Source organism: Bradyrhizobium sp. TM239, from assembly GCF_036247985.1.
Lineage (GTDB): Bacteria > Pseudomonadota > Alphaproteobacteria > Rhizobiales > Xanthobacteraceae > Bradyrhizobium > Bradyrhizobium ottawaense.
In genome coordinates, this window is sequence record NZ_BTIR01000005.1 from 592,632 (window position 1) to 617,232 (window position 24,601).

Annotated in this window: 21 protein-coding genes; 14 read left to right on the top strand and 7 right to left on the bottom strand. The window is 65.7% G+C overall.

Annotation, left to right across the window (positions count from 1 at the left end):
- Positions 1–108: 108 nt before the first annotated feature.
- Positions 109–1,002, top strand: a complete 894-nt coding sequence (locus AABA84_RS11555; RefSeq protein ID WP_338312096.1) for an outer membrane protein — start codon at positions 109–111, stop codon at positions 1,000–1,002.
- Between the two features lie 76 nt (positions 1,003–1,078).
- Here AABA84_RS11555 and AABA84_RS11560 read toward each other — a convergent pair whose 3' ends face one another.
- Both AABA84_RS11560 and AABA84_RS11565 read right to left on the bottom strand, forming a co-directional pair.
- The gene (locus tag AABA84_RS11560) at positions 1,079–2,272 is read right to left on the bottom strand and encodes a CaiB/BaiF CoA transferase family protein (protein WP_338312097.1); all 1,194 of its coding nucleotides are present in this window, start codon (positions 2,270–2,272) and stop codon (positions 1,079–1,081) included.
- Between the two features lie 118 nt (positions 2,273–2,390).
- Positions 2,391–2,693: a hypothetical protein gene (locus AABA84_RS11565; protein WP_212250097.1), complete on the bottom strand. Its 303-nt coding sequence runs from the start codon at positions 2,691–2,693 to the stop codon at positions 2,391–2,393.
- 198 nt (positions 2,694–2,891) lie between these two features.
- On the opposite strand from AABA84_RS11565, the gene AABA84_RS11570 reads away from it, so the two are divergent.
- The 4 genes from AABA84_RS11570 (at position 2,892) to AABA84_RS11585 (ending at position 9,175) form a co-directional block, all read left to right on the top strand.
- Positions 2,892–6,248: a M10 family metallopeptidase C-terminal domain-containing protein gene (locus AABA84_RS11570; protein ID WP_338312098.1), complete on the top strand. Its 3,357-nt coding sequence runs from the start codon at positions 2,892–2,894 to the stop codon at positions 6,246–6,248.
- Positions 6,249–6,735: 487 nt separating this feature from the next.
- Positions 6,736–7,581: a right-handed parallel beta-helix repeat-containing protein gene (locus AABA84_RS11575; RefSeq protein ID WP_212250771.1), complete on the top strand. Its 846-nt coding sequence runs from the start codon at positions 6,736–6,738 to the stop codon at positions 7,579–7,581.
- Between the two features lie 67 nt (positions 7,582–7,648).
- The gene (locus tag AABA84_RS11580; RefSeq protein WP_212250749.1) at positions 7,649–8,497 is read left to right on the top strand and encodes a right-handed parallel beta-helix repeat-containing protein; all 849 of its coding nucleotides are present in this window, start codon (positions 7,649–7,651) and stop codon (positions 8,495–8,497) included.
- A 120-nt stretch (positions 8,498–8,617) separates the two neighbouring features.
- Positions 8,618–9,175: a tetratricopeptide repeat protein gene (locus AABA84_RS11585; RefSeq protein ID WP_338312099.1), complete on the top strand. Its 558-nt coding sequence runs from the start codon at positions 8,618–8,620 to the stop codon at positions 9,173–9,175.
- Between the two features lie 227 nt (positions 9,176–9,402).
- Here AABA84_RS11585 and AABA84_RS11590 read toward each other — a convergent pair whose 3' ends face one another.
- Positions 9,403–9,999 carry a prepilin peptidase gene (locus tag AABA84_RS11590; RefSeq protein WP_338312100.1) on the bottom strand — a complete coding sequence of 199 codons (597 nt, stop codon included), beginning with the start codon at positions 9,997–9,999 and terminating at the stop codon, positions 9,403–9,405.
- A 3-nt stretch (positions 10,000–10,002) separates the two neighbouring features.
- A complete protein-coding gene (gene gspD, locus AABA84_RS11595) occupies positions 10,003–12,387 on the bottom strand; it encodes a type II secretion system secretin GspD (protein ID WP_445083406.1) in 2,385 nt (794 codons plus the stop codon).
- Positions 12,388–12,526: 139 nt separating this feature from the next.
- On the opposite strand from gspD, the gene AABA84_RS11600 reads away from it, so the two are divergent.
- Genes AABA84_RS11600 through gspM form a run of 9 tightly spaced genes read left to right on the top strand, consistent with a single transcriptional unit; the run spans position 12,527 to position 19,997 of the window.
- On the top strand, positions 12,527–14,215 hold the full coding sequence (locus tag AABA84_RS11600; RefSeq protein WP_338312102.1) for a GspE/PulE family protein: 1,689 nt from the start codon (positions 12,527–12,529) through the stop codon (positions 14,213–14,215).
- Positions 14,216–14,218: 3 nt separating this feature from the next.
- The gene (locus AABA84_RS11605) at positions 14,219–15,430 is read left to right on the top strand and encodes a type II secretion system F family protein (protein ID WP_338312103.1); all 1,212 of its coding nucleotides are present in this window, start codon (positions 14,219–14,221) and stop codon (positions 15,428–15,430) included.
- A 22-nt stretch (positions 15,431–15,452) separates the two neighbouring features.
- A complete protein-coding gene (gene gspG, locus AABA84_RS11610; RefSeq protein ID WP_338312104.1) occupies positions 15,453–15,908 on the top strand; it encodes a type II secretion system major pseudopilin GspG in 456 nt (151 codons plus the stop codon).
- On the top strand, positions 15,871–16,365 hold the full coding sequence (locus AABA84_RS11615; RefSeq protein WP_338312105.1) for a prepilin-type N-terminal cleavage/methylation domain-containing protein: 495 nt from the start codon (positions 15,871–15,873) through the stop codon (positions 16,363–16,365). The genes gspG and AABA84_RS11615 overlap by 38 nt, the downstream gene beginning before the upstream one ends.
- Entirely contained in the window at positions 16,343–16,738 is a 396-nt protein-coding gene (locus AABA84_RS11620; RefSeq protein ID WP_338312106.1) for a type IV pilus modification PilV family protein, read from the top strand. Before AABA84_RS11615 ends, AABA84_RS11620 begins: the two co-directional genes overlap by 23 nt.
- On the top strand, positions 16,735–17,469 hold the full coding sequence (locus tag AABA84_RS11625; protein ID WP_338312107.1) for a prepilin-type N-terminal cleavage/methylation domain-containing protein: 735 nt from the start codon (positions 16,735–16,737) through the stop codon (positions 17,467–17,469). The genes AABA84_RS11620 and AABA84_RS11625 overlap by 4 nt, the downstream gene beginning before the upstream one ends.
- On the top strand, positions 17,466–18,380 hold the full coding sequence (locus AABA84_RS11630) for a type II secretion system minor pseudopilin (protein ID WP_338312108.1): 915 nt from the start codon (positions 17,466–17,468) through the stop codon (positions 18,378–18,380). Before AABA84_RS11625 ends, AABA84_RS11630 begins: the two co-directional genes overlap by 4 nt.
- Position 18,381: 1 nt before the next feature.
- The gene (locus AABA84_RS11635; RefSeq protein ID WP_338312109.1) at positions 18,382–19,419 is read left to right on the top strand and encodes a PilN domain-containing protein; all 1,038 of its coding nucleotides are present in this window, start codon (positions 18,382–18,384) and stop codon (positions 19,417–19,419) included.
- Positions 19,416–19,997, top strand: coding sequence for a type II secretion system protein GspM (gspM, locus tag AABA84_RS11640; protein WP_212250728.1), 582 nt, complete (start codon positions 19,416–19,418; stop codon positions 19,995–19,997). Before AABA84_RS11635 ends, gspM begins: the two co-directional genes overlap by 4 nt.
- Positions 19,998–20,007: 10 nt before the next feature.
- Here the strand turns inward: gspM and AABA84_RS11645 are convergent, their stop codons facing one another.
- The 3 genes from AABA84_RS11645 to AABA84_RS11655 all read right to left on the bottom strand — a co-directional run bounded on the left by AABA84_RS11645 (position 20,008) and on the right by AABA84_RS11655 (position 24,293).
- On the bottom strand, positions 20,008–20,349 hold the full coding sequence (locus AABA84_RS11645) for an addiction module antidote protein (RefSeq protein WP_338312110.1): 342 nt from the start codon (positions 20,347–20,349) through the stop codon (positions 20,008–20,010).
- Positions 20,321–20,611: a type II toxin-antitoxin system RelE/ParE family toxin gene (locus tag AABA84_RS11650; RefSeq protein ID WP_338312111.1), complete on the bottom strand. Its 291-nt coding sequence runs from the start codon at positions 20,609–20,611 to the stop codon at positions 20,321–20,323. The genes AABA84_RS11645 and AABA84_RS11650 overlap by 29 nt, the downstream gene beginning before the upstream one ends.
- Positions 20,612–20,678: 67 nt before the next feature.
- Positions 20,679–24,293 (bottom strand): autotransporter domain-containing protein, encoded by a 3,615-nt coding sequence (locus tag AABA84_RS11655; RefSeq protein WP_338312112.1) that lies wholly within the window; start codon positions 24,291–24,293, stop codon positions 20,679–20,681.
- Positions 24,294–24,601 lie beyond the last annotated feature (308 nt).

The following is a 24,601-nucleotide window of genomic DNA, read 5'->3' on the forward strand; positions in this document are numbered from 1 at the left end:
GATCGCAGGACGCGAGCCGAACGGTTCTTCCCTAGTTTCGCCGCACTGAATCACCCGCGCGTCTTGCGAGCGGGCGATCAGGCCATGCCGTTTCTCGAGGGAAGATTGATGACACGAACTCTGCTGGTTGCGTCCGCGATCGCCATGCTGCTCGCCCCGCATGCCTTTGCCGCTGATCTGGCAATGCCGCACATCCATACCAAGGCGCCGCCGGTGGCTGTTGATCCAACCTACAATTGGAGCGGATTCTACGCTGGCCTCAACATCGGTTACGGCTGGGGCCGCTCGGTGACGACAACGGATTTCATCGACAGCGGCGGCGGCGCGCTGCTGAGCTCGAGCGCTGGTACGTTCAATCTCAACGGCGTCACCGGCGGCGGACAGCTCGGCTACAACTGGCAGCGCGAGATGGTCGTGCTCGGTCTCGAAGCCGATTTCCAGGGCAGCGGCCAGAAGGGCCGTCTCGACGCGCTGTGCGCCGGTGCGCCGGACGGTCTGCAGGACGGCATCTGCACGCCCGGCCATCGCGGCGACAACACGTTCGATCCCGCGCTGCCCGTCGCGCTCAATCTCACCCAGAAGCTCGACTGGTTCGGCACCGTCCGCGGCCGGCTCGGTGTCGCCGTGACGCCGCGCGTGCTGCTCTACGGCACCGGCGGCCTCGCCTATGGCCGCATCTCCACCTCGGGCAGCGTGAGCGCGATCAATGTCACGGGCTCGCCGGGCTCCGGCGACAACCTCGCGTTCACGCCGGTTGCGGCGAGCTTCAGCAGCAGCACGACCAAGGTCGGCTGGAGCGCTGGTGCCGGCATCGAAGGTGCCTTCGCCGACAATTGGAGCGCCCGGCTCGAATATCTCTATGTCGATCTCGGAACGGTGTCCGGCTCGCTCACAACGCCCGTGATCGCGCTCAGCGGCGCGCCGCTCGTCGTCGGCTATCGTTCCCACATCACCGACAACATCCTGCGCTTCGGCGTGAACTACCGCTTCAGCGGAACTTGAGCGGCGGCGCAGCTCTCTAAGTCGAAAGCCCGGCGGAGCGCCGGGCTTTCTTCGCTGGCGACCTCAAGCGAGGGGCTCACACCACCTTGGCGTCCCGGAGCCTTGCGATCTCGTCCGCGCTGAGGCCGAACTCCTTCAGGACCTCGTCGGTCTGCTCGCCGAATTCCGGCGGTCGCGCCACCATCCTGCTCGGCGTGCGCGACAGCGTCACGGGCTGGCCGACCAGGCGGATGTGGCGGTCCTCGTCGTTCGGCACGTCCTGCGCGATGCCGAGATGCTTGACCTGGGCGTCCTCGAACATCTGGTCGATCGCGTAGATCGGCCCGCAGGGCACGCCGGCCTCATTGAGCTCGCGGACCCAGGTCTCGGTCGGCTTCGTCACGGTGCGCTTCTCGATCTCGGCGTTGAGCGCGTCGCGGTTCTTTGAGCGGGCCGGCGCCGTCGCGTAGTCGGGATGGGCATAGAGCTCCGGTGCGCCGATCGCCTGGGCGCAACGCTCCCAGATCCGCCCGCCGGTCGTGGCGATGTTGATGTAGCCGTCGGAAGTCCTGAACACGCCGGTCGGAATGCTGGTCGGGTGGTTGTTGCCGGCCTGCTTGGCGACCTCCTTCTCCATCAGCCAGCGCGCGGCCTGGAAGTCGAGCATGAAGATCTGGGCCTGGAGCAGCGAGGTCTGCACCCACTGGCCCTTGCCCGAGACCTCGCGCTCGAGCAGCGCGGTGAGGATGCCCATGGCGCAGAACAGCCCGGCCGTCAGGTCGGCGACGGGAATGCCGACCCGCATCGGGCCTTCGCCCGGCGCCCCGGTGATCGACATCAGTCCGCCCATGCCTTGGGCGATCTGATCGAAGCCGGGCCGCTTGTGATAGGGGCCGTCCTGGCCGAAGCCGGAGATGCTGCCATAGACGATACGCGGGTTGATCTTCGCGAGGCTCTCATAGTCGATGCCGAGCTTCTTCTTCACGTCGGGCCGGAAATTCTCGACCACGACGTCGGCCTTGGCGGCGAGGCGCTCGAACAAGGCGAGCCCGCGCTCGTCCTTCAGGTTCAGCGTCATCGCCCGCTTGTTGCGGTGCAAATTCTGGAAGTCGGAACCCCGGCGGGGGCCGCCCGGCTGCTCGCCGCCGGCGTCCTCGGTCAGCGCGTCGATCTTGATCACGTTGGCGCCCCAGTCCGCCAGCTGCCGCACGCAGGTGGGCCCGGAGCGGACGCGGGTCAGATCGAGCACGGTGAAGCGGGACAGGGCTTCCGAGGCATGCGGAAAGGGCATTTTGAGAGGCTCCGGGACAGATTGCGGGCCTACCATAGTGCCGAAAGACCATGCGACAAGCCGGCCCGGCGCCGATGCCGCCTGCCGAAATGCCATGCCTGATGCGGTGTCCGAGCGATCAGCGCGCCAGGCGCTTCAACTCCGTGCGCGCCTGTTCGGCCAGGGGGGCGTCGCCATGGCGCGCAATGAAGAGCTCGAGCGCCTCCCGTGTTCCCTTGCGGCGGGCGGCTTCGTACTCCTCTGCCACCGCAACGGCGGGGTCGCGGGCCATCGGCATGGAGGGCGCACGCGCCGCCTTGCCGCTGTCGTCCGCCTTGGCCTTCTCCACCATGACAGGCAGTCCTCCGAAGGGTTGATGACCCTGTCCCGCAAGCGCCATCAAGGCGCCAAACAGACCGGCCATGATTGAACGTCGTTTCATGAAACCCTGCAAATTATGGTGCCGCAGGAACCGAGGCTGTTGTTGCGCCCCGTATGACTACGGGATCTGATGGCTAACACAGTCTTATGGAAGAGGGGCAGGCGGAGCTGCCCAATTTAAACCAAACGTTTAACTCTCACGCTAGAATCATGTGCTTTCGTCCCGAATCGCACGCGACGCGTTGCTCTGGAGAGTTCATTGGCTACCGCTGTTAATGTCAGTGCCACCAACAACGCCGAGATCGACGGCCTGCTGTCCGGCTACAAATGGACCGGCACGATCACCTACAGTTTTCCTGACGCATCCAGCGACTACGCCAATCCCTACAGCGGCGGCAACGGCGAGCCGACCATTTCGGGCTTTGCAGCGGCGCCCACCCAGATCCAAGCGGCGATCAATTACGCGATCGGGCTGATCCTCAGTTACACCAACGCCGATATCCAGTACGCGGGCACGAACGGCGCCGACATCATGGTCGCGCAGTCGCCGGCGGCCAATCCGACCGCCTACGCCTACTACCCCGGCAACTACGCCCCCGGCGGCGACGTCTGGTTCGGCACCCAATACAATTTTTCGCTGGCCAAGCTCGGCAATTACTACTTCACCACCGCGCTGCACGAGCTCGGCCACGCCCTCGGCCTGAAGCACAGCCAGGAGGCCGGTGGCCCCGCCAACGTCGCCGTGCCGGGCGCGCATGACGACAGCGAATACACCGTCATGAGCTATCGCAGCTATGTCGGCGGTTCGACCACGTCCGGTTACACCAACGAAGCGTACGGATATTCGCAGACCTATATGGCCAACGATATCCTCGCGCTGCAGACGATGTACGGCGCGGACTTCACGACCCAGAGCGGCAGCACCGTCTACACCTGGAATCCGACCACGGGGCAGGAGTTCATAAACGGTGTCGGGCAGCTCGCGCCGGGCGGCGGCGTCGGCGGCTCGGCCAACCGCATCTACGAGACGGTCTGGGACGGCGGCGGCGTCGATACCTACGACCTCTCGAACTACACGACGAACCTGAGCATCAACCTCAATCCCGGCGCCTCGTCGGTGTTCTCCTCCGTGCAACTGGCGTATCTCGGCGACGGTCATTACGCGGCGGGCAACGTCTACAACGCCTATCTCTATGGCGGCGACGCACGCTCCTACATCGACAACGCCATCGGCGGATCCGGCAACGACGCCATCGTCGGCAACGCCATCGCCAACACGCTGAACGGCGGCGGCGGCAACGACACGATCACCGGCGGGGCGGGCAACGACACGGTCATCGGCGGCTCGGGCACCGACACCGCGGTGTATTCGGGCAGCCGGGCCAACTACACGATCTCATACAACGCAGCGACACAGACCTTCACCCTGACCGACTTGCGCAGTGGCTCACCAGACGGCACCGACACCGTCACCGGCGTCGAGTATTTCCAGTTCGGGGGCGTCGCGGTCGCCAGTTCCAGCCTCGTGCCGACCGCGGTCGAGGCGTTCGGATCGACCAGCGTGGTTCTGACGAGCGGCAACTATTACTTGAACAACATCTCCACCGGCACCGGGCCTGTTCTGAAATTCGGGGGCACCGTAGTCAACGTGGCCGATTACGGCACGTGGTCGGTCATTGCCGCCGAGCAGGTGTCGGGCGGTGGCTACGATGTGGTCTGGAAGAATTCGGCGAACGCACACTATTCCGTCTGGAGCACGGACAGCACCGGCAACTTCCTGACGACCCTCGCCGCAGCCCCGGAAGTGCTGGGGAGCGATGCGTCTCTTCAGGCGCTCGAGCCGACGCTGCAACAGGATCTCAACGGCGATGGCACGACCGGGGTCCCCGTCGTCGCCGCCATCAGCGGCGTCACGGTCGAGGCGTTCGGATCGACCAAAACGGTCCTGTCGGGTGGCAACTACTACCTGGCCGATATCTCGACCGGCACCGGCCCCGCCTTGAAATATGCCGGGGCGACGGTGATCGCGGCGAATTTCGGCACCTGGTCGGTCATTGCCGCCGAGCAGGTGGCGGGCGGCGGTTACGACGTCGTCTGGAATAATTCGGCAAACGCGCACTATTCCGTCTGGAGCACCGACAGCACGGGCAACTTCCTGACGACCCTCGCCGCAGCCCCGGAAGTGCTGGGGACCGATGCGTCTCTTCAGGCGCTCGAGCCGACGCTGCATCAGGATCTCAACGGCGACGGCACGACCGGGGTCCCCGTCGTCGCCGCCGTCAGCGGCGCCACGATCGAGGCGTTCGGATCGACCAAAACGGTCCTGTCGGGTGGCAACTATTACCTGGCCGACATCTCGACCGGCACCGGCCCCACCCTGAAATATGCCGGGGCGACGGTGATCGCGGCGAATTTCGGCACGTGGTCGGTCATTGCCGCCGAGCAGGTGTCGGGCGGTGGCTATGACGTCGTCTGGAAGAATTCGGCGAACGCGCATTATTCCGTCTGGAGCACCGACAGCACCGGCAACTTCCAGACGACCCTCGCCGCCGCCCCCGAAGTGCTGGGGACCGATGCGTCCCTGCAGGCACTGGAGCCGACCCTCCATCAGGATCTCAACGGCGACGGCACGACCGGGGTCCCCGTCGTCAGCGGCGTCACGGTCGAGGCGTTCGGATCGACCAAAACGGTCCTGTCGGGTGGCAACTACTACCTGGCCGACATTTCGACCGGCTCCGGCCCCACCCTGAAATATGCCGGGGCTACGGTGATCGCGGCGAATTTCGGCACGTGGTCGGTCATTGCCGCCGAGCAGGTGTCGGGCGGCGGTTATGACGTCGTCTGGAAGAATTCGGCGAACGCGCACTATTCCGTCTGGAGCACCGACAGCACCGGCAACTTCCAGACGACCCTTGCCGCCGCCCCCGAAGTGTTGGGGACCGATGCGTCCCTGCAGGCATTGGAGCCGACCCTCCATCAGGATCTCAACGGCGACGGCACGACCGGGGTCCCCGTCGTTGGCGGCGTCACGGTCGAGGCGCTCGGATCGACCAAAACGGTCCTGTCAGGTGGCAACTATTACCTGGCTGACATCGCGACCGGCACCGGTCCCACCCTGAAATATGCCGGGTCTACGGTGATCGCGGCCAATTACGGCACATGGTCGGTCATCGCCGCGGAGCAGGCCTCGGGCGGCGGTTACGACGTGGTCTGGAAGAACTCGGCAAACGCCCATTACTCCGTGTGGAGCACGGACAGCACCGGCAACTTCGTGACCACGCTCGCGGCGGCTCCCGAGGTGCTCGGGAATGATCCATCGCTGAAGGCGCTGGAGCCGACGCTTCACCAGGATCTCAATGGCGACAGTGCCATCGGGGCAGCGCCGCCCGCGACTGCGGGGCTGGGGACGTCTGGTGATGGCTTTGCGTTCAATTTCACGCAGAGCGGAATTTCATCGGCAGTCCCGTCCGAGCTTCCGGACGCCATGCCCGCGCCGGCCACTACGCAGACTGCAGAGCAGTGGACTCAACCGGCGGGAAGCCACGACGCGGCTGTGATCGACATTCTGACCGAGTTTTTTCACAACCTGCACGAACATGGCTTCCTGCTGAGCTGACGGCGCGGGTCGCGTCGAATCGACGCAGCAGGAGCGATCATTCCTGTCATGGCAGGCGGGTCGCATCGCGATTCCTGCGATATGCACCGCGTCCTTGCGATCGCTTCTAGCCTGACTGTCACCAGCGGCTTCCTGGACGAGGTTGGCGACGCCGTAAGCGCGTTCATGACGTAAAATTCCTCATAAAATGTACACGTCGAATTGAACCTTGCCTGTCCCGGCACGACCACTAGAAAGCCCGCCGTCCGTCGCGCAACAGTTGCGTGATGCGAAGTGGCAAGAAGCCTGCTTCCGTTTTTTTCCCAATAGCGTTGCGTATCCAATCATTGAACACGAAGGCCGTATTGCGAGCGCCGAAAGCGGCGGGGGAAGTTTCAGCGAAATATGGACGATGATGCCGTAGGGCTGCGCGACGCGCGGGCTGCGGCAGCGAAGACTTGTGCATGGCAACAAGCTGGGACCCAGCTTCATATCGGGAGGAAGAGAAATGCGTCGAATTGCACTCTTGGCTCTGGTTGCAGGATTGTTCGTGCCGGTGATTGCATCGCCGGCTCATGCCCAGGCCACCAGAACGTGGGTGTCCGGCGTAGGCGATGATGCCAACCCGTGCAGTCGTACCGCCCCATGCAAGACCTTTCCCGGGGCGATCTCGAAGACGGCGGCGGGCGGCGAGATCAATTGTCTCGACTCCGGCGGTTTCGGCGTCGTCACCATCACCAAGGCGATCTCGATCTATTGCGAAGGGGTCGTCGGCGGTATCCTCGCATCGAACAGCTCCGGCGTCATCGTCAACGCCGCCGCGACCGATCACATCGTGCTGCGCGGCCTCGACATCGACGGCGCCGGAACCGGTATCAAGGGCGTCAACATCCTCCAGGCGGCCTCGGTGGTCATCGAGCATTGCTTCATCAGGAACTTCAACAGCGCGGGCGGGGTCGGCGTCTTCGTCAACCCGTTGAACTTCAATTCGATGCTCATGATCCGCGACAGCGTGATCTCGCACAACGGCACCGCCGCCGACGGCGCCGGGATCAGCATCAATACGAACGGCGGCAGTTCGCGGAGCCTGATCAACAACACGGCCATCCACAAGAACTTCGTCGGCGTGAGCGTGCAGGGATCGGCCAACGTCCAGATCAACGATACCAACATCTCGGAGAATCTGGGTACGGGCCTCGCCCTTACCGGCGGCGCGGGAGTACGAATCGGCCGCTCGGTGATCGTCAACAATCTGGGGGCGGCGACCTCCGGCAATGTGCTGTCGTATCTGGATAACCAGATCAACGGCAACGCGACCGACACGACGCCGGCTACCGCTGGCGGGTATCACTAGTCCGCAACTGCTCGTGAATTTCTTCTGGCAACAACTTGTATCTTCAGTTCAATTTGGGAGGTTGAAAATGCGTCGTATTGCTCTTTGGGCTCTCTTGGCGGGGCTGGTCTTGCCGTTCGCCGTGTCGCAGCCGGCTCATGCCCAGGCGACCAGAACGTGGGTTTCCGGTGTCGGCGATGACGTCAATCCGTGCAGCCGCACCGCTCCGTGCAAGACCTTCGCCGGCGCAATCTCGAAGACGGCCGCCGGCGGCGAGATCAATTGCCTCGATTCCGCCGGCTACGGCACGGTGACGATCACCAAGGCGATGACGATCTATTGCGAAGGCGTCGTCGGCAGCATCCTCGGGTCAGGCACCAACGGCGTCAACATCAACGCCGCTGCGACCGATCACATCGTGCTGCGCGGCCTCGATATCGAGGGGGCCGGCACCGGGATCAAGGGCGTCAACATCCTCCAGGCGGCCTCGGTGGTTATCGAGCACTGCTTCATCAGGGACTTCAACGGCGCAAGCGGAACCGGCGTCTTCTCCAATCCGTCGAACTTCAACTCGATGCTCATGATCCGCGACAGCGTGATCTCGCACAATGGCACCGCCGCCGCGGGGGCCGGAATCAGCATCAACACGAACGGCGGCAGCTCCCGCGTCCTGATCAACAACACGGCCGTTCACAACAACTTCGTCGGCGTGAGCGCGCAAGGTTCGGCCAACGTCCAGGTCAACAACAGCAACATCTCGGAGAACCTGAGTACGGGCTTCGCCCTCAGCGGCGTTGCCGGGGCACGTATCGGGCGATCGGTGATCGTCAACAATCTGGGAGCGGCGACCACCGGTGGCGTGCTGTCCTATCTGGACAACCAGATCAACGGCAACAATCCCGACACGACGCCGGCGACCGCTGGCGGATATCACTAGGCCCGCCCATCGATGAGCTCCGGACGCGATGCGCCCGGAGCTTTTTTGTGCGTGGCACCACTATGGATTTCGGCATGCCTGCAGACTAGTCTGGCTGCATATGCAGGGAGCGCGGGTAGGATGGAGACCCTCGACAGCCAGGATCAGGGGTTTTGCCGTGCGGCGCCACAGACGCGCGGTTTTTGGCGACGGGCGGGGTGGGGTTGTGCCGCCATTCTGCTGACGCTGACCTTCGCAATCCCGGCCCACGCCCAAACGTTCCGCCAGGGCATCTCCGCTTTCCATCGTCAGGACTATGTCACGGCATCCCGCATCTTCATTCCGCTCGCCGAGCGGGGCAACGCGGCTGCACAGTCCTATCTCGGTTTCCTGTTCGAGACCGGCCGCGGCGTGCCGCAGAACTACACGGAAGCTGCGATGTGGTACCGGCGCGCGGCCGAGCAGGGTGACACCCGCGCTCAATATTCGCTGGGCCTGCTCTACGACCGCGGCCAGGGCGTGCCGCAGGACATCGTCGAAGCCTCCAAATGGCTCAACCTGTCCACGGCCGCGGCACCTCCGCCGGCGCGCGAGGCGCGAGCCAGGATCCGCGATGCCGTCACCACCAAGATGACGCGCGGAGAGATCGCTCAGGCCCGTCTGCGGGCGCTGGAATGGGCGCCGAGCCGCGAGCACTGAGCGCTGTGCCGCCTATGGGCTCATGATGTTCGGAGGAGGCGGTGTGGAGCACCATCGCCACGATGACGTCACGCCGGGAGTTTTGCCCGACGGAGTCAAATCGCTTGGTAAAATCCCCAAAGCGTGCCGACAGGTAAGTCCTTGATAAGGCTGTCCCCGCCTACTGTGCATGGGGTTGTTTTCGCATTTTGATGTGAGCAGGGTCCGTTTGACCCCGATCCCCGCCTTCAGCCCGGCCAGCCGCCGAGCCAGTTCGTGTACCAGGTCTCGCCCAGCCAGCCGATCCAGATCGCCGGTGCCAGGAACAGCCCGAACGGCAGGAAGGCGGTGGCGCGCAGCGGCTTCCGTTGCAGGGCAGCACCGACGACATAGGCGCCGATCGCGAGCAACGCCGCAAGCTCGATCACCGCGACCACGGTCGCAAGGTCGAGCCAGGCGCCACAGACCGCGGCGAGCTTGACGTCGCCGAGCCCCAGCCCGTCGCGGCCGCGCCAGCGGCGGTAGAGCACCAGCAGCAGCAGCAGCGGCAGGCCTGTGGCTGCGGCGCGGGTCAGCGGCCAGAGCAGCGCCTCGACGCCGATATCGGGAACGAACGCGCCGGCACGGAGCAGCGCGAGCGCGAAGGCGGCGCCCGTCAGCTCGTTCGGAATGCGGTAGTGGCGCGCATCGTTCGCGGCGATCGCGAGCATCAGGGCGGCCAGGAACGCGCCATACAGGCCTTCGGCGCCCGGGGCAGTGACGAGGCTTGCGAACACGCTGAGCAGCAGGGCGATGGCGAGCGCGAGCGGAGGGCCCGTCCCGACCTTCGCTGCCTGATCCGTCACGCCCTAGCGCGCCGCCTTGGGCGGGTTCACGGAGACCACGGGATTGCTGGTCCCGACCAGGCGGCTGTTCATCTTGCTGCGCATTTCCTCCGCAATGACGTGCGCATCGACGCCGTCCTTGATGACGGTCGGGCGGATGAACAGGATCAGCTCGGTGCGGGCGCGCGTCGTGCCCTGGTGCGAGAACGCATCGCCGACGCCGGGAAGGGAATCGAGGATCGGAATGCCCTGGCGTTGCTTGTTCTCGGTCTCGCTGATCAGGCCGGCGAGCAGCACGGTCTGGCCGCTCGTCACCGCGATCGAGCTCTTGACCCGGCGCTGCGAGATCGTCGGCGTCAGCGAGCCGGTGCTGCCGGCCGCGACGCTCGAGATCTCCTGCTCGATGTCGAGCACGACGTTGCCGTTGGCGTTGGCGCGCGGGAGCACGCGCAGGATGATGCCGGTGTTCTTGTAGTCGATGGTGTTGACGACGGTGTTGTTCGCGGTCAGCACGGTCGCGGTGCCGGTCGAGAACGGCACCTGGTCGCCGACCTGCAAGGTCGCCGGCTGATTGTCGAGCACGACCAGCGACGGGTTGGACAGCACCTTGACCGTGGTGACGTTGTGGAGCGCATCGAGAACCACGCGCGGGGAGTTTTCCGCGCCGATCAGGAAGTTGAAGCCGGGCAGCGCGCGGCCGAGCAGCGCGCCGGCGGCGGCGTTGACCGCGCTGGTCTGCTGCTCGATGTTGCTGCCGACCGAAGCGCTGTTGCTGACGCCGCCGATGACGTTGGAGACCGAGCCGTGCTTGCTGGCGATGAAGAACTGGACGCCGTAGTTCAATGCGTCGTTCAGCGTGACTTCGGCAATGGTCGCCTCGATCGCGATCTGGCGTTGCGGCCGGTCGATTTGCCGGATCGTCTGCTCGACGACGCGCTGCGATTCGGCATTGGCATAGACCAGCACCGCGTTGTTGGTGACGTCGGCCGTGATCCGCACGTTCTGAAGAATGGCATTGTTGACAGGCTTTGCGCCGGTGCCGAGCAGCGAGCCGGAGCCGTTGTCCTGGCCGGGCATGCCGGACGCCGCGGGGGCGGGGCGCGCGGCCAGCGCCGAGCCGGGAGCGCCGGTGACCGGGGTTGCGGCGCCTGAGGCGGCGGTCGGAAGTGCGCTGAGCGAGGCGATCGGATTGGTCCCGGACGAGGATGTCGCAATGCCCGAGCCGGGCGAGATCTGGCCCGCGGAATTGTCGAGCGAGGAGCTGCTGGTCGCGCTCTGGCTGAACAGGATCTCATTCAGCAGCGCCACCACGGCCTTGGAGTTGCCGTAGCGCAGCGGATAGGATTTCAGGTTCACACCGTCGGTGTCGGAGCGGTCGAGCCGCGCGATCCATGTCTGCGCGCGCTTGAGGTATTCCGGCTTCTGGCTGACCACCAGGATCGCGTTGAGCCGGCCGATCGGCTGGAATTTCACCACGTTCTGGCCCAGGCCGCCTTCGCCCGAATCCATGATCTTCTCGATCTCGGAGATGAGCGGCTCTGGCGTGGAATTACGCACCGGGAAGATGCCGACCGATTGCCCGCGCATCCAGTCGGCGTCGAAGGAGAGAATGGTGTCGACCGCGGTTGCCCGGTCGGTGCCGCTGCCGCTGACGATCAGCGTGTTGCGGGCGCTGTCGGGACGCATGGCCTGAGCCTTCACGCCGAAGGCATCGAGCAGCTTGAAGATGTTCTGCGCCGAGACGTAGCGCAGCGGCACCACGGTGACGCCCTGGCCGGCCGCGGCGTTCAACGAGCGGTCGACGCCGCCGGGACCGGCCTCCGGCGCCGGCAGCAGGCGATAGCCGGTGCGGTCACGGACCAGCGCGACACCGGACATGCGCAGCGCGTTCTCCAGCACGTAGAGCGCATCCGCCTTGGGCACCGGCCGCACCGAGGCCAAGGTCACGGTCCCCTGCACGCGCGGGTCGATCGTGTAGCCGACGTTAAGTACGTCACCGAGGATGACCTTTGCGACGCTGGCGACCGGCGCATTCTCGAAATTGAGGTCATAGCCGCTGCCGCCGCCATCGTCGCGCTCGGCCAGCGCGCTGCCCTGCGGCGTTGCACCATCGCTGAGATAGATCGCCGGCTTCGATGACCTGGCCTGCGCAATGCCGCCTGCGCCTGCATCCGCAGGTTGACGCGGCTGGAGATCGAGAGAGCGGACCTTGTCGGCGATGTCCTGAGCGCGCGGGTCCTTTGGATCGGCTTCGATCGACTGGTCGGCGGTCACGATGCAGGCGCCGAGCACGAAGGCGGACGACAACAGGAGGAGCGTTCCAGACAACGCTGAGCGAAGGCGCAAAAGCGGCTGGACCACCTTAAACAAAATACGCCTGCCAACGCTTGAAGTGACTGAAAATTGCATCCGATCCCCCCTTGGTTCGGACGCGCAATAATTTGCGCCACGATTATGTTTTTGCTAATAAATAAGTCAAGGGCAAAGGACCGTCCGTGTCCCGTCGAGGTTGTTGCATTCAGGTAACAAGGTCAACGCTGTGAATGCGATGCGCGACCGTTCCGCAGATAGCTTCCGACAGCACCTCCTGGAAAAATACTCATTGTCGCCGCGGGCGCATGCCCATGTCGACAAATCGGCCAACCCAGCGCTCACGCGTCCCTTGCGTGAATTATGGGAGGCGACCGATCTCTCCGCGGCCGAATTCGCCGATGAAGTCTCCGACCATTTTGGTCTGCCGCGGCTGAGCCTTCCACAACTGCTCGCGGCCACGCCTTGCCTCGACGGCTTCTCGCGCCGCTTCCTGCGAGAATCCACCATCTTTCCTTTCAGTGCGCCCAACGATGTTTTCCGGCTGGCTATCGCCGATCCGTCCGACACGGCGGCCATTCGCGCCGCTGAAATCGTGTTCGGAGCACCGGTCGATGTCGTCGTGGCCTCATACGAGGACATCACCACGGTGCTCGATCAACGGGCCGATGCCGACGACGCAAATGCCGATCGAAGCGGCAGGAGCGTTGCGCAGCAGTCCGACGACGACATCGAGAGCCTGCGCGATCTCGCCAGCGGCGCGCCGGTGGTGCGCGCGCTCAACGATCTGCTTGAGCGCGCGGTGGATCTGCGTGCCAGCGACATCCACGTCGAGCCGTTCCGTGCCGGGCTTACGGTGCGCATGCGCGTCGACGGCCTGTTGCGTGCGCTGCCGTCGCCGCACGGCATTCCGCCGCAGGCGCTGATCTCGCGCATCAAGATTCTCGCCAGCCTTAATATCGCCGAACGGCGCCTGCCGCAGGACGGCGCGGCCCGCGTGCGGGTCGGGCGCAGCGAGATCGACGTCCGCGTCGCGACCATGCCGACGCAGCACGGCGAGAGCGCCGTCATCCGCCTGTTGCCGCGCGACCGCGGCCTCCTTGAGATGAGCAAGCTCGGTCTCGCCGCGCGCGACGAGAGCGTGATGACGCGGCTGCTCGCGATGCCGCACGGCATGATCGTGGTCACGGGACCGACCGGCAGCGGCAAGACCACGACGCTCGCGACCATGCTGTCGATCCTGAACGAGCCGACGCGCAAGATCCTCACCATCGAGGATCCCGTCGAGTACGAGATCCCCGGCATCAACCAGTCCCAGGTCAAGCCGTCGATCGGACTGACCTTCGCCTCCGCCATGCGCGCCTTCGTCCGCCAGGACCCCGACGTGATCATGGTCGGCGAAGTCCGCGATGCCGAGACCGCGCATATCGCGATTCACGCCGCACTCACCGGCCATCTCGTCTTGACGACGCTGCACACCGAGACGGCCGCGGCCGCCGTGCCGCGCCTGATCGATCTCGGCATCGAGGGCTTTCTGCTGAAGTCCACGCTGCGCGCGGTGGTGGCGCAGCGGCTGGTGCGCGTGCTCTGCGACCGCTGCAAGGTCCCGCATGCGCTGACCGAGGCGGATCTCGCCGAGGATCCGCGCTTTGCGGTGATCGGTTTCAAGTGCGGCGAGGTCGTGCACGCGGCCGGCGGCTGCGAACGCTGCGGCGGCACCGGCTATCGCGGCCGCAACGGCGTGTTCGAGATCCTCGAAATGTCCGACGAGGTGCGCATGCTGATCGGCCCGCAGACCGACTCCCATTCGATCGACGCCGCCGCGATACGGGGCGGCATGACGACGATGCTGGAGGATGCGGTGGCCAAATGCCGGGCGGGGCTCACCACCGTGCCCGAGGTCTTCCGCGTCACGACGGTGCGCTAGCGGATGCCGAACTATCGCTACCGCGCGCTCAACGCCAACGGCGAACTGGTCTCCGGCGCCATTGCCGCGCCCGCGCCGGGCGACGTCGCGCAGCGAATTGAGCGGCTCGGTCTCGTACTGGTCGACAACGTCACGCCGGAGGAGGGCGTCTCGGCCGGCCGCGTGTCCAGCCTCTTCAACAGGCCGAAGCCGGAAGACGTCACCATCCTCACCCGTGACCTCGCGCTGCTGTTGCGCGCCGGCGCCCGCATCAATGACGGATTGGAGCTGCTCGCGACTGATCCCGATTTCGGCCGGCTGCGTCCGGTCGTTGCCGACATCCGTTCGCGCGTCGTCGCAGGCGAGAGCTTTGCCGAAGCGCTGGCGCGGCACGAGGGGCTGTTCCCGCCGATGTATGTCGCGCTGGTGCGGGTCGGCGAGGCCTCGGGATCGCTGGACCAGGTGCTGGAGGTGCTGGCCGGGGAGCGTACCCGCAGCGAGGCGTTGCGGCGGCGGCTGTCGGATGCAATCCGCTATCCCTTGTTCGTGCTGGGTGCGGCGGGCTGCGTGCTGTTGTTCTTCCTCACTTTCGTGCTGCCGCAGTTTGCATCCGTATTGCAGGATTTCGGCGCCAAGATCGATCCGGTCGTCGGCGTCTTCCTCAACATCTCCACCTTCCTGCGCGGCAATTCGGATGCGGTGCTGGCTAGCCTAGCGGCCACCATCGCCGCGGCGTGGCTGCTGCTCCGGCAAGAGCGCGTGCGCCGCGCCGTCGCCAATGCGATCACGCGGCTGCCGGCAATCCGCAACGTGATGAGCGCGTACCGGACGGCGCTGTTCTGTCGCAATCTCGGCCTGCTGCTCGGCAGCGGCGTCAATCTCACCATCACGCTGCGTATCCTCGTCGACATGATGGCGACCACCGGCCCGTCCGCGGTCTGGAGCGATGCCGCCGATCGCGTTCGCCACGGCTCGAAGCTGTCCGACGCGCTGGCCGAGACGGAGGCGCTGCCCGCGATGGCGGTGCGCATGCTCCGGCTCGGCGACGAGACCGGGCAATTGCCGATGCTGTCGGGACGCGTCGCGGAATTCTACGAGGCCAAATTGCAGCGCACGCTGGACCGCGCGGTCGGCATTGCGGGCCCGGCGGCGATCATCGCGATTTCGCTGGTCGTCGGCGGCCTGATCACGTCGGTGATGACGGCGCTGATGTCGGTGAGTCAGATTGTCGGTTAAATGGATATTTGGAGGATTTGAGGTGACCAAACATCGATCGTCAAGGCGCGGCCGGCGGCGCGCGCGGCGTGGAGAGGCGGGCTTCACCCTGGTCGAGATGCTGGTCGTCATCACCATCATCGGGATGATCATGGCGCTGGTCGGCCCGCGGGTGCTGAACTATCTCAGCGAGTCCAAGGCGAAGGCGGCGAAGATCCAGATCGAGAGCTTCTCGAGCGCGCTCGATCTCTACTTTCTCGATCTCGGCCGTTATCCCACCTCGAACGAAGGCCTCTCCGCCCTGACCCGCAACACCAATCAGGCCGGCTGGAATGGGCCCTATTTGCGCGGCGGCGTGGTGCCGAGCGATCCCTGGGGGCACATCTACGTCTATCGCGCGCCGGGCGCGAGCGCGCCTTTTGAGATCATCTCGCTGGGATCGGACGGTCAGGAAGGCGGCAGTGGAACGGCGGCCGACATTGTCAGCGGCGCGCGCTGAGGGCATTGGCGAGGCGCGCGGCTTTGCGCTGATCGAGATCCTGTGCGTGCTCGCGATCATCGGCCTGCTCGCGGCGATCATTCTGCCGGCGATCCCGCGCACGACGACGCGGGCGCGGCTGGAAAGCTATGCGGTCGAAACTGCGGCGCTGCTGAAAGCCGACCGCAACGCGGCGCTGCGCCGGCAAACCAGGGTGGCGACCCAGGTGGATGCGGAGGCGCGCGCGATCCGTTCCGGCGCCACCGGGCGGACCATCCGTCTGCCTGATGACGTGGTGGTGCAGGCGATGCTGGCCTCGCGCTGTGCCGACCGGGCCGCGGGACGGTCGATCGATTTCTTTCCGTCGGGCATGTCGTGCGGCGGGGTGATCGCGCTGGCGCGGCCCGGCATGGGATACGAGGTGCGTGTCAACTGGCTGACCGGAGGCGTCGAGATTGTCTCGCAGAAGCTGCTCTGACACCGCCGGCTTTACCCTGATCGAGGCGCTGGTCGCGCTCGCGATCATCGCGGTCGTGCTCGGGACCATCGGCTCGGTCATCGCCACGACGGTGAAGGGCACGCGGGCGATCGACCAGCGTCTGGCACTCGCCGGCACGGCCGAGACCCTGCTTGCGGACCTGCCGGCGCGCTCCCTGCTAAAGCCCGGCCGGCGCAGCGGCGAGCTGGCCGGCAGCCGCTGGCGGGTCGACGTTGCACCGATGAACGTGCCGGGCGGCGATCCCGCCAGTGATCGCTTCGTGCCATTGGCCGTCAATCTGCGCCTCCAGCGCGCCGACGGCAGCGCCATTCAGGTCACGACGGTGAAGCTGGTGCCGAGGGCTTCGCAATGAAGCGTCTGGTAACGAAGGGCCTTGCAACGAAGCGCCTGCGCCGCGCACTGGCCAATGAGGCCGGCTTCACCCTGCTCGAAGTGCTGCTCGCAACCCTGCTGATGACCGTCATCCTGGCGGCGCTGGCGACCGTGACCGCGCAATGGCTGCCGAACTGGAATCGCGGCATTGCCCGCGTGCAGCGGGCCGAGCGTCTCGCAACCGGGCTCGACCGCATCGTCGCCGACCTCACGGTTGCCGAGCAGATTACAGTGAATGGCGATGCCAGGGTGCCGCTGTTCGACGGCGCCGAATTGTCGGTCACCTTCCTGCGCACGGCGCTCGGTCCGAGCACGCGTCCGGGCCTCGAATTCGTCCGCCTGATTGAAAAGGCCGACGCGCAGGGACTTGCGCTGGTCCGCGAGCGCGCGCCGTTCCAACCGATGCCGACCGACGGGCAGATCCGCTTCGTCGATCAGGTCGTGCTGATCCGGGCGCCGTTCCGCGTGAGCTTCGCCTATGCCGGACCGGACGGTCAGTGGCAACCGACCTGGCGCGGGCAGGCGCAGCTGCCGGATCGTATCCGTATCACCGTGCGCGATAGCGGAACCGGGCAGGTGCTCGCGGTCTCGGGCGCTGTGGTCCCGCACATCACGGCGCCGGCCGAATGCGCGCGGGCCAAGAATCCCGCGACTTGCGTCACCGCGCGCACCCGGCCGCAGCAGGCGGAGAAACAGGAGCAGCAGCTGTGAGCGGCGCAAGGCACGACGAAGCGAGGCTTGCCGACGGCCGCGGCTTCATCGTCGTCGCCGTGCTCTGGATGCTGGCGGCACTGGCGGCGCTGGCGCTGATCTACCTGACCTATGTCACCAACACGGCGGTCACGGTCGCCGTCAATGCCGACAGGTTGCAGGCCGATGCGCTGGTGAACGCGGGGATCGAACTTGCGGCCTATCGGCTGACGGCGCAGAACGAGGCGACGCGTCCGACCAGCGGCACCTTCAACGCCCGCGTCGGTACCGGTCGGGTGAGCGTGACGTTCCGCTCGGAGGCTGCGCGCGTCGATCTCAACATGGCGCCGAAGCCGCTGCTGTCGGGCCTGATGACGGCGCTCGGTGTCTCCGCGACGGACGCACCCGTCTATGCCGACCGGATCCTCGCCTGGCGCTCGTCGACGGAGCCCGGCCAGGACAATCCGGAGGATTCCTACTATCGCACGCTCGGCGCGCCCTATCTGCCGCGCCACGCGCCGTTTCCGCACAGCGAGGAGCTCTGGCTGGTGCGCGGCATTCCGGCTGCCGTCGTGGAGCGCGTGCTGCCCTTCGTCACCGTGTTCAGCAACATGCGGGCGGTGAATTTGCTCGACGCCGCGCCGCAGGTGGTGGCGGCGCTGCCGGGCATGACGCCCGGGATGCTGCAACAGGTGCTGCGCGACCGCGCCGATCCCAATTTCGATTCCCGGGCCCTGGTCGGGCTCGCCGGCGGCACCAATGCGACGGTCGAAGGCTCGAAGGCGTACCGGTTGACGGTCGCAGTCGAGCTGCCGTCGCACCGGCGGAGCTCGGCCGAGATCGTCATCCTGCTTCTCGAAAGCGGCGATGAGCCGTATCGTGTATTGTCGTGGCACAACGCCGTCGACGGCTCCGCCGGAAAGCCTCTGTGAGATGAGCTCGCTCGAACCCCTCCGCGCCGTTCTCGATGCCTGGACCGGTACTGTGGCCAGCGCAATCGTTCGCGCCCTGGAGCGGACCGTGTCGCCGCGGGTGGTGCGGCTGGTCGAAAGCGAGACAGGCGCGTTCGCGCTGGAGGCGGCGAAGGCGGAGAACGCCCCGAAGGAGATCGCGTTCGCGGATGGCAAGTTCGCTGGCGCCGATCTTGCGCAGATCGTCCGCGGCAGCCGCGTCGAGATCGTGTTGCGGCCGTCGCGCTTCCTGTTTCGTCCGCTGGAGCTGCCGGCGCGCGCGGCCGATTTCCTCGACGGCATCGTGCGGGCGCAGATCGACCGGCTGACGCCGTGGAGCGCGAGCGAGGCCGTGTTCGGCTGCCGCGCGCCGGCGCCGCACGGCAGCGACAGCATCACCACGGAGATCGCGGCCGCGCCGCGCAAGCTGGCGATGAGCTATGTCGAGGCCGTCTCCCCGTTCCATCCGTCGGCGATCGCGATCGCGACGGAGGCGACCGCGGGAGGACGCATCAAGGTATTCGAGCAGAGATCGCGCGGCGCGGTCGATCCGGCGCGGCTGAGCCGGGCGCTGCAAGCGGTGCTGGCTCTCACCGCCGTCGCCGCGGTGGCCGGATCGGTCGCAGCAAGCTATCTGGCCGACAGCCTCAGCGCGCAGGAGAGGGAGCTCGAACGGCAGATCACCCAGCGCCGCGCCGCGCTCCGCGGCAGCGACGGCGGCGAGCGCTCGCCGCTCGCGCTGCTCGAACGCCGCAAATACGAGGCGCCGGCGAGCGTGATCGTGCTGGAAACGCTGAGCCGGGTGTTGCCGGACCACACCTACGTCACCGAGCTGCATCTAGCGGGCAACAAGCTGCAGATCGGCGGCATCACCCGCGATGCGCCCTCGCTGATCCCCTTGATCGAGCAGTCGCAGCATTTCACCCGGGCGACGTTCTACGCCCCGACCACGCGCAGCTCCTCCGATCCCGGCGAGCGCTTCCACATCGAGGCGCAGATCGAGCCGAGGAACGTGCCATGAGCAGCGCAAAGATCGCCGGCGGCAATGCGGTTGCGCGGGCGCTTGCGAGCTCGCCGCTGATCGCGGTCACGCTCTATGTGGCGATTGCCGGCGCGCTGTTGCTGACGGCGGGGCTGTCGATCGCCGAAATCCTCGCCCATCGCCAGGCGCTGGCGCAGACCTCCGACCTGCTCGACCAGTTTCGCGGCCGCAAGGGCGGCACCAAGAACGCTGCGGCGGCGATGGCCGAGCATCCCGGCACGCCGTTCCTGGAAGGACCGACCGTGACGGTCGCCGGCGCCAATCTGCTGCAGCGCGTTGCCGCTGCGGTCGGCAATGTCGGCGGCCAGGTTCAGTCCTCGCAGGTCGATGTCTCCGGCGCGCAAGTGAAGGACGGCTTCGTCGGCCTCGTCGTGAGCTGCGAGCTCGAGCAGCCGGCGCTCCAAAGGCTGCTGTACGATCTCGAGGCCGGCATGCCGTTCCTGTTCGTCGATCAGCTCGACGTCCAGGTGCCGCAGACGACGGCCTTGAGCGATGCCGGCGCCGGTCGCGTCAGGGTGATTTTGGGCGTCTCGGGCCAGTGGCAGGCGGGGAAGTAGGGCGGCGCGATCAAGCCACCTTCTGCTGATCGTCGATGGGCACGGCCACCAATTTGACGCCGAGCGAGTTCATTACCTTGCGGACCGTCTCGAATTCAGGTTTCGCGGTCTCTTTGAACGTCTTGTAGAGGCTCTCACGAGAGAGGCCGGTCGCTTTCGAGATATCCCCCATTCCCTTCGCGCGAGCAGCGGTGTCGAGCGCGTTACAAATGTAAGCGTGGTCATTTGTCTCGAAGGCTTCAGTGAGATAAGCCGCGATCGCCGTCGGTGTCTTCAGATAGTCGGCTGCATCAAACTTGGTTACTCTTATCTTCGCGCTTTGCTTAGAGCTCGGCTGCGATCGCTTTGGCATGTCTGATGTCCTGATCCTGGGTCGACTTGTCTCCGCCGCAGAGGATCAACACGATCCTGTTGCCGACTTGCTTGTAATACACGCGGTAACCCGGCCCATAGTCGATGCGCAGTTCACTAACTCCCGCGCCTACGGCTTTAACGTCGCCTGCATTACCCATGGCGAGCCGCTCAATGCGAGAAGCGATCTTCGCGATCGCTCGCTGATCTCTGAGCGCGGCCAACCATTGATCGAATTCGTCAGTCTTCTGAACCTCAAACATAAGTATCCTATAGGATACAGTCAAGGGCCGCCAAGAGTATAGTTCCGTCAGGAACAGCTTCGTCACCTCACCAGCTGTACTTGAACACGCCCTTGCCGGAATAGCTGGTGACGTTGCCGGAGAACTCGCCGTCGAATGTGCCGGCGATCGAGAAGCCGCTCAGCCATTTCATCTCGGCGCTGGCGCTGACGAGCGCGGAGTCGGCATCGACCCTGGCGCCGTTCACGACGAAGCTGGTGCCCGGCAAGGTCTGGAACAGCGCGGTGACGGCGCGGCCCGGATTGTAGTCGTGCGCCCAGGCGGCGCGGCCGCGCAGCGTCAGCACGCCGTTCTGCATCGCGTAGGATTTGTCGGTGCGCAAACCAAGCTCGGAGCGGGTATCGGTCAGCGATTGCGAAGCGTAGTTCAGCGCGAACAGCCCGCCGCCATTGAGGCTGACTTCGGAGTAGTTCGGCAGTTTGAAGTTCGTCACCTGCGCTGCAGCATAGGGCGTGATGCCGATCAGCGGCGTCGTGAAGCGATAGCCGCCCTCGAAGCGGGCCGAGAAGGTGTCGGCCTTGAAGCGGCCCTGGAGCTGGTCGAAGCCGCCGGGCGCCACGGTGCGGTTGGTGGTGACGTCGTGCCAGCCATAGGCGAGCGCAGCCGAGACGTAAGCCGGTCCGAAATTGTGCCGGCCATAGACGCCGGCCTGGAACAGGTCGGCCGAGCCCGAGCCCATCGCATTGGCGAGCGAGTAGTTCAGTCCGCCGCCGCCGAGCGCAAAGCCGACCAGCGTGTCCACCGAGAGCCGGTAGTCGGCGCCGGCCGCGCCGCCCCAGACCCGTGCCGTCAGATCCTGCGAGCCGACCGTCGCATTGCCGCCGACCTCGGCCGAACCGCCATAGCCCGCCGTCCAGACGCTCCAGCGGCTGCTTGGCTGCGAGGAGAGCAGCGGCGCCTTGGTCGCCATCGCATAAGCCTCGCGCTCGCGCGCAGTGGCCGGCCGCATCGACGCATAAGAGGCTGCGTTATCGCTCTCGGCAAACTGGGCGACGCTGCCCGCCTTGGCGAAGCCGCCCGAGCGTCCGACGACGGTCGGGTCCAGCATCAGGTTCAGGAACTGGCCGTCGGCATTGATCGCCGACTGGATGATGCCGGTGCCGAGCTCGCCCGAGGCGGTGGTCAGTCCCACCGGCGTCAGCGCGGCGAAGGCCGCGGGAATGCCGCCGGTGGTGTTGAAGAAGTTGGTCAGCGTGTTCGCGACGTTCTGTTGGTTGACGTTGAGGCCGCCCGCCGGTGTGAGGTTGACGTTGACGTTGAGGAACACGGTGCTGGCGTCGTAGCTCAGCGTCGCGTTGAGCGTCGGTATGTTGGAGACGACGGCCGGGTTGAACGTGGTACCGACCAGGGTGCCGGCCGCAGTCAGGATCGTGTACTGCTTCTTGACCGTGCCGGAGGTGAAGTTTGCGCGCACCGTCGCGCCGCCGAGGTCGGTTGCGCCCGTGACCTGGGTGAGGCTGGCGTTGGTCGATGAGACCTGCACCAGATAGGTCGAGGCGGCAGTAAAGGTCAGCGATCCGCTGATCGTCATTGGGCCGAACGGGCTCGCCGCGCTGCCGGGCGCCAGCGTACCGCCGTTGACCGCGACGCCGGCGATCGTGCCGCTGCCGGCGAGGGTGCCGCCGGTGTTGACCGTGACCGGGCTATTCAGGATCGAGCCGTCCACCACCAGCGTGCCGCCGTTCACGGCGGTGGCGCCGGTATAGGTGTTGATGCCGGTCAGCGTCTGCGTCCCGCCGGCGATGGTCAGGCCGCCACCCAAGCCGGCATCGTCGATGACGCCGGCAAAGGTATCGTTGGCGGCGGTGATGTTCAGCGTCTTGGTGCCGAGATTGACCAGGCCGGAACCGGACAGCGATTTGATCGAGGTGCCGGTGCTGAACAGGAGATTTGTGATGTCGAAGGTGCCGTTGGCGATGACCCTGCTGGACGTCGCGATGCTGCCAGCGCTGCCGCCGATAGAGAAAAGATCGAGCTCGCCGCCGCTGTCGATTGTGGTGGTGCCGGTGTAGGTGTTGATGCCGGCGAGCTGCTGCAGGGCGCCGTTGGCGATCACGAGATTTCCGCCGGTGCCGCCGCCGATGCCGCCGTCCTGGATCACGCCGGCAAACACGCTGCCGCTGGTGATCGTCAGCGTCTTCGATCCCAGAGCGACGTTGCCCAGGAAAAGCGAGAACAAGCCGCCAACCGAGGCTCCGCTGTTCGTCTGCGAGATATCGAGCGTGCCCCCAGCGTTGAAAGCGACGTAGAGCGAGCTCGCGATCGAGCCGCTGCCCTTCAGCGCCAGCGTCGCGCCCGCGTCGATTTGCGTGGCGTTGGTGTAGGTGTTGACGCCCGACAGCGTCTGGGTTCCACCGAAAACCTCGAGCCCACCGGTGCCCTGGATCACGCCCGCGAATTCGGTCGAGGCATTGGTCATCACCAACCCATTGCCGCCCATGTTGACGACACCGGAGGAACTGCCGGCAAGCGTGGTGATCGCATTGAATGCGACCGCGGATGCCGAGATGTCGAACGTCGAATTCACCGTGACGACGCTGGACGACGAGATGCTGCCGAAGCCGGAGATCGCCAGCGTTCCGGCCGCGATCGTCGTCGCACCGGTATAGGTGTTGGTGCCGGCCAGCGTCAGCGTGCCGGTTCCGACCTTGGTCAGCCCGCCGCCGGCGCCGGAGATCACGCCGTCGACCTGGGTCGAGGTGTTGAGGCTGCCGGTGGTGAGCGTGTTGCCGCCGAGAACATAATTGCCAGCGCCTTCGATCGAGCCGGCCGTCGTTCCGCCGCTGGTCAGGCCCGAGATGTCGACCGTGCCGCCCGCATTGGTGACGAACTTGGCGCTGCCGCCGCTAGACGTGCCGGCGAAGTTCGTGGTGGCGCCGTTATTGGTGGTGATGGTGGCGCTGCCTGCGGTGGCAGAGCCGTCGAAATTCACCGTTCCGTCGTTGATGATGGACGAGGTGGCGGCGGTGGTGGCGTTGTGGAAGTTCAGCACTCCGCCTGCGCCGTTGTTGATCGTCGCCGAGCCGGCCGAGGCGTTGGTGAAGAAATCGATCTGGCCGGTGGCGTTGTTGGTGATCTGGGCGTTGCCGGCAGAAGCGGAATCTTCGAACGTGACGAAGCCGCTGTTGACGAGACTCGCCGTTCCCGCCGTGCTGTTCTGGATGAAGTTGACGTTGCCGCCGACATCGTTCGTGATGGTCACGGCCCCGGCGCCGCCGCTCGCGGTGCTGCTGTTCTGAAACACCAGATTGTTGCCGGAGGTGACCTGGAAGGTCTGGGTGTTCACCGTATCGTTGTTGACGATGCCCGTTGCGTTGACGATGAACGGATTGCCGATCGTGAACGTATAAGCCTGCGAGGTGTTCGCGAACTGGATCGTGCCGATGCTGACGACGCCGTTGTTGTTGTCGACCGCCGTGCTTCCGGCGTTGGTGAAGGTCGCGGTCTCGTCGGGCACGCTCGGGTTGGAGGACCAGTTGGTCGGATCCGTCCAGTCGGTCGAGCCGCCGGTCCATGTGCCGTCCACGGCGTGCGCGGCGACGATGCCGAGCGCTGTGGTGGCAAGGAGCGTGGCCAGCGAGAGGCGCGCGACGGATCGCAGCCCGTATCCGTTCCTCCCACATGCCATTGTCGGTCCAGCCATCCGATCGTCTCAAATCAGCAAAGAAATCATCGCAAACATGCAACCGGGGCGCGTACCGGGGCCCGGCACCCACGCCATGATCTCATGCCGCCGCAACGGCCTGCAATGAACGGATATCCATTTGCGGCTGCTTCCTCCCTGTTCCGCTTTGCATTTTCAGCCATCGTGGCCGTCGGGCAACATATTCATGCATTGCAACAGGTGCGGGGCAGAATGGGCCTGCTCGTCGGGTTGGGCCGGACGGTGTGGGTTGATGACGCCGCGGATCGGAACTAGTTTGGCGCGGATGCCTCGCCGTCGCGTGGCGC

Bases quoted from the DNA above. Each gene is read 5' to 3' on its own strand.
- AABA84_RS11555 (WP_338312096.1), top strand. From the start codon at position 109: ATGACACGAACTCTGCTGGTTGCGTCCGCGATCGCCATGCTGCTCGCC.
- AABA84_RS11560 (WP_338312097.1), bottom strand. From the start codon at position 2,272: ATGCCCTTTCCGCATGCCTCGGAAGCCCTGTCCCGCTTCACCGTGCTC.
- AABA84_RS11565 (WP_212250097.1), bottom strand. From the start codon at position 2,693: ATGAAACGACGTTCAATCATGGCCGGTCTGTTTGGCGCCTTGATGGCG.
- AABA84_RS11575 (WP_212250771.1), top strand. From the start codon at position 6,736: ATGCGTCGAATTGCACTCTTGGCTCTGGTTGCAGGATTGTTCGTGCCG.
- AABA84_RS11580 (WP_212250749.1), top strand. From the start codon at position 7,649: ATGCGTCGTATTGCTCTTTGGGCTCTCTTGGCGGGGCTGGTCTTGCCG.
- AABA84_RS11585 (WP_338312099.1), top strand. From the start codon at position 8,618: ATGGAGACCCTCGACAGCCAGGATCAGGGGTTTTGCCGTGCGGCGCCA.
- gspD (WP_445083406.1), bottom strand. From the start codon at position 12,387: ATGCAATTTTCAGTCACTTCAAGCGTTGGCAGGCGTATTTTGTTTAAG.
- AABA84_RS11600 (WP_338312102.1), top strand. From the start codon at position 12,527: ATGCGCGACCGTTCCGCAGATAGCTTCCGACAGCACCTCCTGGAAAAA.
- AABA84_RS11605 (WP_338312103.1), top strand. From the start codon at position 14,219: ATGCCGAACTATCGCTACCGCGCGCTCAACGCCAACGGCGAACTGGTC.
- AABA84_RS11625 (WP_338312107.1), top strand. From the start codon at position 16,735: ATGAAGCGTCTGGTAACGAAGGGCCTTGCAACGAAGCGCCTGCGCCGC.
- AABA84_RS11635 (WP_338312109.1), top strand. From the start codon at position 18,382: ATGAGCTCGCTCGAACCCCTCCGCGCCGTTCTCGATGCCTGGACCGGT.
- gspM (WP_212250728.1), top strand. From the start codon at position 19,416: ATGAGCAGCGCAAAGATCGCCGGCGGCAATGCGGTTGCGCGGGCGCTT.
- AABA84_RS11645 (WP_338312110.1), bottom strand. From the start codon at position 20,349: ATGCCAAAGCGATCGCAGCCGAGCTCTAAGCAAAGCGCGAAGATAAGA.
- AABA84_RS11650 (WP_338312111.1), bottom strand. From the start codon at position 20,611: ATGTTTGAGGTTCAGAAGACTGACGAATTCGATCAATGGTTGGCCGCG.
- AABA84_RS11655 (WP_338312112.1), bottom strand. From the start codon at position 24,293: ATGGCTGGACCGACAATGGCATGTGGGAGGAACGGATACGGGCTGCGA.